Raw genomic sequence first — 13,230 nt, forward strand, 5'->3', positions numbered from 1 at the left:
AATGGGGTGGCTATTTTTAATTAATTAGTTAGTATGCAAAGTCAAATACACTAATTACACTTTCGGCCAGTGGAAACGCTCCAGCAAGCATAATACCGATATATCCGGCAATTTCTAACCCTCTAAACTGATCTTATGTATCCGCAATTATCGGATCCCCAGCCCTCCACACACCGTCCAAAAAAAACGTAAAATATTCTACATTTGAAAAAAAACTAGCCGATCTTTAATAATACTTCTGCGATACCGAACAAGCTCACGCAATTCTCGCTGATTTCTATCAGGGATAAAGCTTGCCTTCAACAACCCATGACGGAAGAAGTTGAGCAATCCACTCAGCATCCTGGCATCTGTTTTTCGACTAGGGACTGCTTTCATATGTTGTGGTTTAACAACTAAAAATTAAATTTCTTCAGCCTCAATTAAGTTCACGATAGGCTTCCAAAACACACTTGTGCTTTCCATAGCGACGTTAGTGCAACCATGTGATTAAATCCAATCCATCAGTTGAATTAAAAACACCGTTTTTGTAGAAAATGTTTGAATCTCCTTTCCTTCAGGGGTCATAATGCAGGCGGTAATGTTGTTTTTATGCACATCCATTCCGCATACTCGTTCACTGATAACTTCCATTGAAACCATCCTTCCTATGGCGAAAAATTAGAGGCTGGTGCAAAAACCAGAAAGAATAGGATTAATCTACCATGAGTGCTTCCCGTAAGGGAGTGACAGTCTGTGATGCACCGAGGTCGTTGGAGTCAGACTAACGGATGGGCTCTAATGGCACCATAGTTCATCGACCTTCCTCACCCAGCCATAGAATCAGTATAAATCCTCCGCTAAGAGTTTAGAACCACTTACTCCTTTTAAATATTATAAACTTCCTTCACTTGACCAATCGATGTTTTGTATATACTTAAATTCTTAGAAATTTTAGTAGTGTTCAATTGATTAGATGAAAAGTTATAGTTTTCTGAAATAATAGTGTTCCCAGCCATGGCAAGGGCATTTAGGCAAACTATATGAGTTAATCAAAATTGTTTATAATCATCCCACTGTTTAGCTGATATTTTTTTATTTAATTAAAGAAATAGAGTGAAATATATAAAATTTTTTCTTTGGATAATTCAGCTAAATATTACTTTATCGTCCATAATTTTAAAAATCTTACTAATGTAGCTCTTTTGTGATTTTTGAGCAAAACGGGCGCTTAATTGAATAAGGATCACAGAAATGATCAATCTTTTTTATAAAGTTACAATTGTTAAGAAAAGAACCACGGATAAATATTTGACTATTTTGAAAATTCTTGATAATATTTACGCATAAAAGAATGAATCGGCAATGGCGCCTGTTTCAATAGCTAATAACGAGCTATTGGGCAGGCGTCTTTTGCATTTTTTAGGGGGATAATATGAATAATAGAACCAAATTAAAAGCTTTATTTGGCATGATCGTTATTTGCTTGTTTTTGTATGCTCCCTTAGGAGCGGTCGCAAGCGGAAAAGCAGTTTCGACTCCGCAAAAAAGGGAGGGCCATTGTATTCAAGTATTGGATAAAGGGAAATGGGCTCCTGACACCTATAAGTCTGTTCAAAACCTAATTGATAAGCATGGTGCTGGAAGTACAGGATACGATCCAAAGCGAAAACCTTATGTTGTTTTTGATTGGGATCATACGAGCATCATGAATGATACGGAGGAGGCCCTCTTTCTTTATCAAATCGATCACTTGGCATATAACATGCAACCGGATGAGTTTTATGAAGTGATCAAAAAGAATGTGCCGAATGGACCCTTTTCACACGAGTTTAAAAACCTTCAAGGAGATGCGGTCACTCTCAAGGAAATTGCCGAGGATCTGAAGCGCGATTACGAATTTCTTTATTCCAACTATAATGGGATGAATGGAAAAGAGCGGTTAGAAACGCTTCATTCAACTGATCAATTTAAAGATTTTAAAGCGAAAATGTACTTTCTGTATGAAGCCATTGGGGAAACATACGGTGTTGAAATCGGATATCCATGGGTGCTTTATTTATTTGCCAACATGTCGACCGAAGAAGTTCAGCAGCTTGCAGAGGCTTCAAATGATTATAATTTAGGGGCGGAAATGGCATCGGTGACGCTTATAAGTCCTGGGGCCATGTTAGGAAAAGCCGGTACTGTTCAAGTTACATATACAACAGGACTGCGTCTGGCCTCGGAAATCGCAAACTTAATGCATACTTTTATGGAGAATGGGATTGACGTTTATGTTATTTCGGCTTCGATGGAAGAGGTGGTGGAGGTATTTTCGTCAAATCCAAAATACGGCTACAACCTTCCTAAGGAAAATGTCTTTGGGATGAGATTAAAAAAGAAGGAAGGAATTACTCAAGCAGAATATGAAGAAAATTGGCCGATCACTGCTCGAGAAGGTAAGGTGGAAGTGATCAAACACGCCATCTCCAAAACGCGGGGCGGATACGGTCCGATATTCGTAGCGGGAGACAGCAGCACAGATTATGAAATGCTGACAATTAAGAGTTTGAAACTCGGTTTAATTATCAACCGCCTCAAAACAGGTGATATCGGCAAGCTTGCGAAAACAGCTGCAGAACGGATGGGCAAAAACAACCCGAAATATGTTCTCCAAGGAAGAAATGAGAATACAGGCTTATGGATACCGACTGAATACACGATCAAGCTTGGGTCAAATGGAGAAAAATTGTTGGCGAATCCATAAAAAGATACGTCCCAGGAGATTCAGTCACACTCGGAGTATAAAATAAAGATTGATGATGACATCTTAGACTCGCTTTTATACATTCAAGTTACCAAAACATAACCAAAATCAGTGTAAATCATGCACCCTATTCCCATTAAGCCATTTTAAATGAAGATAAATCTTCTACTCTCATTTCGTAAACATAAAGTATTTTGGGTTTTATATATTGAAGAATTAAATCAAATTCGGTAGCAAACAAAAGTATTTATATAAAAGTAATTGACATTCAAGAAAAGTGCGCTTTCCTGTAAGAAGGATAGCGCTCATTTTGACATTTAAGGGCCATTTAATGGAATAAGACTTACAAACAAAACTGGATATTTATACTAATATTGGTGTGAGAATGTGGGGGGCTCTATTTTTTTCAAACCTGATATTTAACGATCTACAGGAATGCTAACAGGTGCGTTCGTATTATAAGGTCGACCAGTAAAAATTACTGGTTGACCTTTTTTAATAAAATCTATTATATCAGTAGCCAGGGTTGGACGTACGGGTGCGTGGGACTTGATCCCGTGAACTAAACTGTCCGCCCCCTATTTGTAGAAACATGTTTGAGGCTGGTTGGGACGTAGATCTCGTATAACAAGCGAGGCTATGACACTACATGGAGGACTAGGGGTACTGGTAAGTAAGTAAGTAAGTAAGTAAGTAAGTAAGTAAGTAAGTAAGTAAGTAAGTAAGTAAGTAGAGGAGGAAAAAACAATGAATCCAGTTGTTGGTCTGGATGTGGCAAAGGGAGAGAGTCAAGTTCAGGCATTTTTAGATCAATCTAAACCGTATGGGAAGAGCTTTTCAATGAAGCATCAAAGAGGAATTAGATCATTTTTTAGACTTTTTAAAAGAGATTGAAGAGGTGACTGGGCAGATGCCTATGGTCATTTTAGAATCTACAGGGCATTACCATACCCCTGTTATTCAATACTTGGAGGAACAAGGGATTCTATATATCTTACTAAATCCGATTATTTCTTATCAGGCAAAGAAGACCAGTTTACGAAAGGTAAACACAGAAGCAATCGATGTGTATCAGTTGTGTGTGCTGTATTATAAAGAGGATTTTGAACCTCATAAAATTAGAGGAATTAAGCTTTTAGATCTGCGGAATTTTCTCAAGACAACAGGAAATCGTAACGAATATGTATGCGAAAGCTAGACTTCAGTTTCACACCATTTTAGATCAAGTGTTTCCTGAATACCGGAAGGTTTTTGGGGATCCATATTCGAAGGTTTCTTTATTGATGTTAAAGGAATATTCCACTTCAAAGGCGGTATTAACAGCCGGAGAAAGTAGACTAGCAGAGAGTGTTATAGAGTTCTGTTCTAGCCGATCAGGTGAATGGGCATGGGGAAAGCAAAAAAAATAATGGATTCCGCATCTAGAAATCCATTTCAAAAAAACGTGTATGAAAGTCACGTAATCAATCTTCGTATGTATATTGAGTTGCTTTTTCATTACTAGGGACACCTTTCTGATTTGGAAGATCGTATAGTGGCCCTGGCAAATGAAATGGAAGAATATAAGATCATCCAATCGATTCCCGGTATAGGAGAAAAAATCGCAGCCACGATTATCTCTGAAATTGGTGAAATCGATAGGTTTAATCATCCGAAAAAACTGGTTGCCTTCGCTGGAGTAGATCCAAGTGTTCACTCATCGGGTAAGTTTACGGCAACCATTAATCGTATGACTAAAAGAGGTTCGAGCAGACTACGTCATTCTCTGTATCTTGCCGTACTATGCGGCATAAGAAGTTCAAGGAACAAAAAGCTTAAAGAATTCTATGATAAGAAAAAATCAGAAGGAAAACCTGCCAAAGTGTCAATCGTTGCCTGTATTAATAAGTTGCTTCATTGGATTTACGCTTTATTAAAGAGAAAAGAAACGTTCCTAGATTTATCCTAATTAATGGTTTTGTGAAACAGAGAAAAATCCTTCCAAAATTTTTGGAGGGATATTTGGCATGGTCAAAAATAATAGAAGTAGCTTAATAAAAAAGTTTGATCATTTCTGTGATCCTTCTTCTATTAAAGCGCCCGATAATTGAAGATAGTTCGCGATGCAAGGCTATTATTTAACATCTTACATTTTTGCGTTTGAAACCAAGTCGCCCTTTATCTACTTCCTTTTGAATACTTTCGGAAGCGAGTAGGAAACTGCTTTTTTCTTGTCCCGTTTGACTTCTACTGGGCCTACTGCCTTTGCGGTCTCGACCGCCTTATCATGGAGCGGCAAATATGAAATCCCCACTGTGTATATAAAATTATTCATAGCGTATTTAGTTCGTTCTGGAGAATCGTGAATCGTATTTTTCACATTTCCAAGCATATTGGCAATCTTGCTTTCGGAAAATTCACCGTCTTGGCGATTTCCCAAAAGCCAGCAGTAGCAACTCCAGCCCGCTGACATTCTCAGCTCTTCACCGCTTGCGATCCATTTATCGGAAACGTCTTGTGCAATATCTGTTTCAGCTAAAGTTACTGCAACCACATAATCGGACAGCATATAAAAATATGCCGCATCCATCCAACGCTCAAAATCCGCCTCAGCCATTGTTTTTGGGTCTGCAATTATGCCTGCAAAGTACATTGCGTCGTAGTTCCCTGTGGCGTAAAGCTGCTCAGCCAAAGGTTGATTTTTTTTGATCTTCTTGGCGATCGGTTTCATAGCGCCTGTAGCCACGCCAAAAAGCGGCTCGTGCGCGCCATTGGATTCGTAAATTTTCTTGGTTCGTTCCTTGCCGAGAACTTCAAGCTCCTGCATAACCATTTGTAAATTCATCGTTTAACACTTCCTTCTTTTGGAGGTTTTTCCCCCTAGATTTAAGACCCTCAAATCCATCTCTCTTAGCCTATAACAAATCTTTACATTTGTCAGCAAAACCAAAGTCTCAACATGTGTAGAGTGTAAGTGGAAACACATGGGATGTTGGTGAGTTCAAACTCGATTATAAAGATTTATCCTTATATCAAGGATTTTTGGATGAAGCAAACCTAAAAGAGATCATTTGTTCACATAATACAGGTAAGAGGAAATCAAAAAGCCCATGAATTTCATAGAATTCGAGAGCTTTTCCATGTAACTTGACCGTTGGGGACAAACTACAAAACAGTTAAACGAGCTTTTTACCGATTTAGAAGCGCATGGAAATTATTTGTAAATACTAACATACTTCTAAAGTGATTAAAATAGGATAAAAATTCAGCTGTTTATTAACTGAAAATTCTTAATTTACACAAAAATAAGTGTATAATATTATAAAACAGTTATTTAAGTTTGTGGGTTACTATTTCTTAATAAGGAGGCGATACTCTTAAACATGTATGGAAATTTATTTTAAAAGGAAATATTAGTAGGATGCAGAAAAGGAGAAATTTATTAGTCTAGAAAGGAATTAAAGCAGCTACAGTAGCCGCTGGGAATGCGGGTTTAGGTATTGCGTTTCCACCAAGTCGTTCAATGTTTATTTTATTGGGATTCGCTCCTATTGCAGCACTAGTTTCGGACGGTCAACTTTAGGTAGCGTTACTTACTGGGGGAGCTTATCAAATTTTATACAGAATATTTTTAACGATGTGGTTTGTTCAACGTTAAAAATTAAAGCGCTTTCAATAGAATTAGTTCAGCCCATTTGTATTCAATTAAACTATGTATTAATTAATAAATTAATATGTACAAAAAAATCACTATATATACATACTGGAGGTTTTAGGATGAAAAAGAAAAAAGCATTATCTGGCCTGATGGCTGTGAGTTTACTAACAGTAATTCCGTGGAGTTCTGGACATGCTGAGAAACCTCAATGGACAAATGTGAATACATATGAGGAACAGGACGGAAGCAAGTTTAATAGCGAAAACTATGACTTTGTGAAATTCTCACAAATTGGTTCCAAATTAAAAGAGATTGAAAAACTTTCAAACCGTGTGAAAGTTGAAGTCCGTGGAACATCAGCTGATGGAAACCCACTCTACGTTGTCACGATTGCTGACCCAACAACGCAAGGAAAGTTCGGAAAATTGAAGGCACTTAGAAAGCAAATGTTTAAGAATCCAGGCAAAGCTCAAGAATGGGTTGCCAATAATCCTGACTTTAAAGTTCCAATCATGATTAATGGTTCTATTCATGGGACTGAATTTGTCGGAAGCGATGCAATCCTTCAATTAATTGAACGTTTTGCTACCCGAAATGATGCAACAACCAAAGACGTTTTAGAGAATAATATTCTTATTTTCAATGTAGTACAAAACCCTGATGGACGTATTGATGCCACCCGTTTTAATGGAGAAGGAATTGACATAAATCGTGACTTTATCACCCAGTCGCAGCCAGAAACAAAAGAGATGGTTGAGCTCATTAAAGAATGGAACCCGATGGTGTTCCTTGATACTCATGGTTATGTGAAGAATTATCAGCCAAATCTGCAGGGGTTAATTGAGCCTTGTACGCCACCGCATAATCCTAATTACGAGTATGACTTATACGGAAAATGGGCCTATAAACAGGCAGAAGCGATGGAAGCGGAAATAATGAAGGATCATGAGAACTATTCAGGATCCTTGTATCAAAACATGAAAGGTACCTATATTCCGTTGCGCGATGATTCCGCCGGCTGGGATGATTACCCACCAATTTTCACACCAATGTATGCGATGTACCATGGTGCTTACGGTCATACATTAGAAGCGCCAACAAATGATTGGGATGGCGTACGATGGATGTATAATTCGATTATGGGGGCACTGAAATTTGCAACAGCTAACAAGCAATCCATGATTACTGATCAAATTGAAGTTTTTAAAAGAGGAATTAACTTTGACCATCCTTTTCATAAGGAAGGGTTATTTCCAAAAAACTACATACTTCCACTAGACCCTATGGATCCGACTGTTACGAATAAGGCAGTAAATCATTTGATCAATAATGATATTGAAGTTGTTAAAGCTGTGAATGCATTTGAAGCGGATGGAGTGCCATATCCAAAAGGAACTTATCTCGTTGAGATGGATCAGGCGAAAGCCGGATTAGCAAACACGATGCTCTGGGATGGGGAAGACATCACGAACGATACCCCAGCAATGTACGACATTTCCGCATGGAGTTTACCGGAGCTTTGGGGATTCGAGGCAGTAGCCACACAAAATCCTATTAAAGTCAATGCAACGAAAGTAAAACAGATTACAGGTCAAGGAACGGTTTCAGGAAAAGGACCGTTTCTGATACCGAACAGCTCTGTCCAATCGGTAAATTTAGTAAATGCATTGCTTAAGCAAGGAATACCTATAGTACGTGATGCTCAAGGCAACTTCTTTGCAAAAGCAGTAGCTAATCAGGTTTCAGCAGCGGTGAAAGAATCGGGGTTACAGGTTGGAACTGCTGAGGTACCATTAGATGCAGCGGCTATTACGTCTTTAAAAGTGGCTATATTAAAGGATGGAGGTATGGGTAAACAGAAATCACACGCAGGAACAAAGCTCGCTTTGAAAAGACTAGGTTTTGATGTGACAGAAGTTACGCCAGTCGAAGTGGCTAAAAATACCCTTAACGGTTTTGATATTTTTGTCTATAGTGGAACGGAAAGTCTCATTTCTACCAACCTATCTGAAGCTAATAAAGAATTTGGATTACAGAACGACGGGCAACTTAATGCGTTTAAAGACAATGTGACAAGCTTCTTAAATGAAGGAGGCAAATATATAGCTGTAGGTGCTGGTGCATCTAGAGCAACTAAGACACTTGGTCTTACAGACGACATCATTAATGTAGGAGGTTCCAACAGTAATGGTATCGTAAAAGTCGATTATGAGGGAACCGGTATAACAGCAGGATATGGAGAGGATGATATCGGCTTTGTCTATCGTCCAATATGGTTCACGGGTACGGATAATGATGAAGTCGTCGCGACCCTTGCAGATTCAGATAATTTCTTCGTAGCTGGTCACTGGAAAAATAACATAACCGCCAAGGGCCAAGCCGTAATCGTAAAAGAACAGAATAAAGATGTAACTCTTATTGGGTTAGAAGCAGGTTTCCGCGACCACCCGGATTACTTGTTCCGTCTTCTATCAAATGCAATTTTTGAAAAATAGTAGAAATAGCCAAAGCCGGATTCAGCAATGAATCCGGCTTTGGCTATTTGAAAAATGCTAAACGCTTGCTACTGAGTCTTGAACAATTATCTCAGCAACTGCTATTTAAATACTCATTATTTTAAATCATCTGTTGCAAAAACCGCTGAAGGACGATTCTTATCAAGAAGTGGTTGTTTAGCAGATTGAAAGGCGTTTTCTACCATTTTAAAGGATTACTTGAAAAATAAATTAAAAAATTGGAAGTCTAAACCTAGTAAAGCTCCTCCATCCAACTATAAAAACGTATATCAAAGACTTTTCTTCGTCTGTATTACCTTTTGGAGAAAAACGGACGGAAATGTCATCGTTATAACAAGAAAACGGTCTTTGATATCTAGGTATTGTCTATGATCATTCGATGTCACAAAAACTCAAAGTTGCCCAATATTATTTAAAAACTCTATTTAATGGTTTTTTTGTCATGCGCAATTTTAGTATTAATGTAGCAAAATAAAGAGAATACACTTTAAATTAACACATGGACGCTTAGCTAGATGGGGATTTTGTAAAACCCCTTTATTTAAATAAAACAATTTTATTGTTATTCAACATTGATAATGTGTATAAGTTTTGTTTGCTATACCCATATTAAAATTATTGAATTTACTTTTCCCCAGAGTAATAGTAAAGGGAGGTGAAATTTCCAATGCCTAAAAACGATTCAGCTTTTCAAAGAAGCGAACTGGCCAAGCTTTTAACAGCGTGCGGAGAGTCAGCAGACTTTCTTACTTTCAGGCTTTATGAAAACTCGCCCTTCTTCATTGCCTATTTTAAAACTTTAGTTAAACCAGAGATTATTCACCACGATATTCTCCCTATAGTTAAAGAAGAGTTTTCTACTTTAGAAGAAATAAAAGAAAAGCTGTTGATCGAGGATCTTTCTATTACGGACAATATACCGGATATTCAAGATAAATTAATGACCGGAAATTTGATTTTTTACAAGAAAGAAGGGCAGCCTGCCTGCCTGACTGTTCCGGCACCAGCCGTCGAAAAACGGCAAGTAGCCACTCCGGAAACGGAATACTCAGTCGTTGGTCCTAAGGAAGCCTTTGTTGAATCACTCGATACAAATTTAAATCTCGTGCGCAAACGTCTGCCGATTCCAGAACTGCAGGTTAAAGAACTGATGGTCGGAAAGTTATCAAAAACCCGGATCGCGGTCGTCTACGTGAAAGGAATCGCTGACTCGGACAACGTGAATACGGTCATCCAGCGGATTCAAGGGATTGAATACGATGAAATTGCCGACAGTTCGTTTCTCAGCCAAATGATTACCGATAATAAAAACTCGCCATTCCCACAGTTAGTCGACACAGAGAGGCCTGATCGACTGGCCGCCTTACTCGCCGAAGGGAAAGTTGCCATCTTTTCGGACGGATCGCCCACTGCGATATCAGGTCCCGTGTCACTCATTACATTTTTCACGGCATTTGAAGACTATCTTTCCATTTGGAATGTCGCATCCACTTTCCGGCTCCTCCGGCTCATTGCGGTTCTTTTCTCTGTATTAGCCACATCGACTTATGTAGCCATATTAACTTATCATTATGAAATGATTCCCCGTGATGTACTCAGCTTGCTGATTACATCACGGGGAAGTATTCCGTTTCCACCTTTTTTGGAAGCTGTTCTCCTTGAATTGGCGATTGAGCTTTTGCGAGAAGCAGGCGCCCGGCTGCCGACAAAGATTGGCCAAACGATTGGGATTGTCGGCGGTATAGTGCTCGGAACAGCGGCCGTTCAAGCAGGCTTGACGAGCAATGTACTGCTCATTGTCGTGGCCACGGGCGCGCTTGCTTCTTTCACTACGCCTATCTACCAACTTAGCAACGTGATCCGGCTGATCCGCTTTCCATTTATCCTGCTTGCCCAGCTGCTAGGCCTTGTCGGAGTCGCCGTCTGCTTTGCTTTTCTTATGTCTCATTTATTAAAGCTGACTTCTCTCGGTCGTCCTTTTCTTGAGCCGATCTATCCTTTGCGCGTGAAGGATTTCAAAGACTCTATTATTCGACTGCCGTTCAGTAAGCAAGCACTCCGTCCCCTCCAAATAAGAGCAAAAGACCGTGTAAGATTTCAGCAGGAGGCTCCGCAAAAAAAAGAATGGGATATTGACGACTAATTTGCATATGGAGGTGCTGTATCGCTGCCCTTACCGCCGGAGAGCCGGAAAGTCTCTCCTTTCTTTGTTTTTTATCTAATAGTAGCGGCGCAATTTGGCTTGGGCGTTTTCAGCTTTCAACGGTATATTGTTAAAGCCGTGGGCAATGATGCCTGGATCGCTGTTATTATCGCCGGTCTCTCGATTCACATTGTCTTGTGGATGATTTATCAAATATTAAATAAAGGAACGAATGATATTACTGTTATCCACAAGGAACTGTTTGGAAAAGGGCTTGGAGGGCTCCTCAGTTTGGCTTTGATTGTTTATTTGCTGACTTTGGCTGTCTCTGTGTTCCGTAGTTATATCGAATTGATTCAAGTCTGGATCTTTCCGCAATTGGAAACATGGTATATGGCCCTGATTCTCTCTTCGCTCGTTTATGTGTATGTAATCGGAGGCTTTCGAGTCGTTGTTGGGATTTGCTTCCTCAGTTTCATCTTAACGACTCCTATATTTTTTATAATGTTAGAGTTCCCTTTACGGCACGTGCATTTTTCTCATCTTTTGCCTATTTTGGATCATACCGCAGTTGAGTTCTTATCCGCCTCTAAAAAGATGACGTATAGTTTAACGGGATTTGAAACACTTTTTTTCTTTTATCCTTTTATAAAAAATGCTCCAAGCTCGCAAAAGTGGGTGCATTATGGAGCGGCGTTCAGTACTTTTAGTTATTTAGTAATAATGATCGTTTCCCTTATGTACTTTACTAAGGCTCAATTACTTGAGTCGATTTGGCCGACATTAACTATTTGGAAAATTGCTGATTTTCCTTTTCTTGAAAGGTTTGAGTTTATGGGGCTCTCCCTTTGGCTGTTTAACGCTCTTAATAGTGTTTGTATATTTATTTGGGCCGGCACGAGAGGACTAAAGCAGCTGTTTACCGTGAAGCAAAAACATAGCCTTATTTTCGTTATCATCATGACAGCTGTGGTGGCTGTTCTCTTGAAAAACCGCGAGCAGATCGAGCAGCTAAATACAGTAATGGGCTTGGTGAGCCTTTATGTCATGTATGCTTACATTCCATTTCTCTTCTTTTACCAAATGATTAAAAGTAAAATGAGGCGAACGTCATGAAAAGGTACCTCTTTTGGAGCATTTTTACGCTCATCCTGCTGTTCAATTATTCGATTGAAACAAAGATACTTGAAGATATCCAGCACGTTTCCGCCATTGGTTATGACTATGTGGACGAGGACCGGATGAAGGGAACAGCCGCCGCTCCTTTTTATCCTGCGGGGTTAGATGTTCAGCCGCTCAATGCCTTCTTTACGTCGGTCGGCCATACCGTTCTAGACATCTTACAAAAGCAGCAGATGGAGTCCCAAAGAAGACTCGTCACGGGACGTTTACAGAATTTTTTGATTAGTAAAGATCTGGCAAAACACGGAGTCGCCGAGCTTACTGATCCACTCGGCCGCTCTACCGATATTGGCAGAGATGTTTACATGGCGGTCGTCGACGGCAGCGTCGAGGAGCTGTTAACTTTTAAGTATCCTAATGCGCCGACATCTGCTCAATATCTTTCCGATTTCATGGAGAGAAATCTGAAAGACATTGTTCCTCAGCCAACTGTTCATGCTTTCCTGGATCAATATGACGGGTTCGCTCAAGATCCTTTTCTACCTATTATCGGGAAAAAAGACGATCATATTCAATATAAAGGTCTCGCTCTTTTTAAGGATGATCTCTACGTAGGAGAGCTTTCCAATAAGGACAGTTATGTATTTAAACTCTTTTACGAAAAGACTAAAACAGGCACGTATGAAATAAGCTTCAAAAATAAAAAGTACATAGCTACTGAAAATATTCGATCCAAAGTGAAATATAAAGTGTCCGGCAGCCAAGACAATCCGCGGGTGTCGGTTCATGTCTCGTTGATAGGAGAGGTTAAAGATGCTTCCAGCGTGTTGATGAAAGGGAACACCATGAAAGAAGTGGAGCAGGAATGGAGCAAAGAAACGACGAAAAGAGCGGAAAAGATGATGAGAAAATTTCAGGAGCTAAAGATTGATCCGCTCGGAATCGGCGAAAAAGTCCGGAGCCATTTTAGGAACTTTGATAAAGAAGCATGGAAAAACCGCTACCCAACCGTTCCTGTTGAATTTGATATGAAGGTTCGTATTGTGAACACCGGTATCACCGAATAGAAAGTGACGTCAAAAAA

Annotated in this window: 5 protein-coding genes and 5 pseudogenes; 6 read left to right on the top strand and 4 right to left on the bottom strand. The window is 39.4% G+C overall.

Annotated features, from left to right (window positions below):
• Positions 1-67: 67 nt before the first annotated feature.
• Both JFU50_RS32035 and JFU50_RS32040 read right to left on the bottom strand, forming a co-directional pair.
• Positions 68-211: pseudogene (locus JFU50_RS32035) on the bottom strand (ethanolamine utilization protein EutH); the annotation flags it as partial.
• An 8-nt stretch (positions 212-219) separates the two neighbouring features.
• A pseudogene (locus JFU50_RS32040) lies at positions 220-633 on the bottom strand (IS110 family transposase); the annotation flags it as partial.
• A 781-nt stretch (positions 634-1,414) separates the two neighbouring features.
• Between JFU50_RS32040 and JFU50_RS23270 the strand changes: the two are divergent.
• Complete coding sequence (locus JFU50_RS23270) at positions 1,415-2,728, top strand: haloacid dehalogenase-like hydrolase (protein WP_201224335.1); 1,314 nt, start codon at positions 1,415-1,417, stop codon at positions 2,726-2,728.
• A gap of 145 nt (positions 2,729-2,873) precedes the next feature.
• Here the strand turns inward: JFU50_RS23270 and JFU50_RS31800 are convergent.
• Positions 2,874-2,957: pseudogene (locus JFU50_RS31800) on the bottom strand (leucine-rich repeat domain-containing protein); the annotation flags it as partial.
• A gap of 518 nt (positions 2,958-3,475) precedes the next feature.
• Here JFU50_RS31800 and JFU50_RS23275 point away from each other — a divergent pair.
• Positions 3,476-4,676 (top strand): annotated as a pseudogene (locus JFU50_RS23275) (IS110 family transposase).
• A gap of 169 nt (positions 4,677-4,845) precedes the next feature.
• Here the strand turns inward: JFU50_RS23275 and JFU50_RS23280 are convergent.
• Positions 4,846-5,552, bottom strand: a pseudogene (locus tag JFU50_RS23280) (DNA alkylation repair protein).
• Between the two features lie 932 nt (positions 5,553-6,484).
• Here JFU50_RS23280 and JFU50_RS23285 point away from each other — a divergent pair.
• The 4 genes from JFU50_RS23285 to JFU50_RS23300 all read left to right on the top strand — a co-directional run bounded on the left by JFU50_RS23285 (position 6,485) and on the right by JFU50_RS23300 (position 13,213).
• The gene (locus JFU50_RS23285; RefSeq protein WP_201224336.1) at positions 6,485-8,860 is read left to right on the top strand and encodes a M14 family zinc carboxypeptidase; all 2,376 of its coding nucleotides are present in this window, start codon (positions 6,485-6,487) and stop codon (positions 8,858-8,860) included.
• 688 nt (positions 8,861-9,548) lie between these two features.
• Positions 9,549-11,024 carry a spore germination protein gene (locus JFU50_RS23290; protein ID WP_201224337.1) on the top strand — a complete coding sequence of 492 codons (1,476 nt, stop codon included), beginning with the start codon at positions 9,549-9,551 and terminating at the stop codon, positions 11,022-11,024.
• Positions 11,025-11,048: 24 nt separating this feature from the next.
• Positions 11,049-12,140 carry a GerAB/ArcD/ProY family transporter gene (locus JFU50_RS23295; protein WP_201225166.1) on the top strand — a complete coding sequence of 364 codons (1,092 nt, stop codon included), beginning with the start codon at positions 11,049-11,051 and terminating at the stop codon, positions 12,138-12,140.
• Positions 12,137-13,213 carry a Ger(x)C family spore germination protein gene (locus JFU50_RS23300; protein WP_201224338.1) on the top strand — a complete coding sequence of 359 codons (1,077 nt, stop codon included), beginning with the start codon at positions 12,137-12,139 and terminating at the stop codon, positions 13,211-13,213. The genes JFU50_RS23295 and JFU50_RS23300 overlap by 4 nt, the downstream gene beginning before the upstream one ends.
• Positions 13,214-13,230 lie beyond the last annotated feature (17 nt).

The organism is Peribacillus sp. TH14 (genome assembly GCF_016651145.1).
Classification (GTDB): Bacteria; Bacillota; Bacilli; order Bacillales; family DSM-1321; genus Peribacillus; species Peribacillus butanolivorans.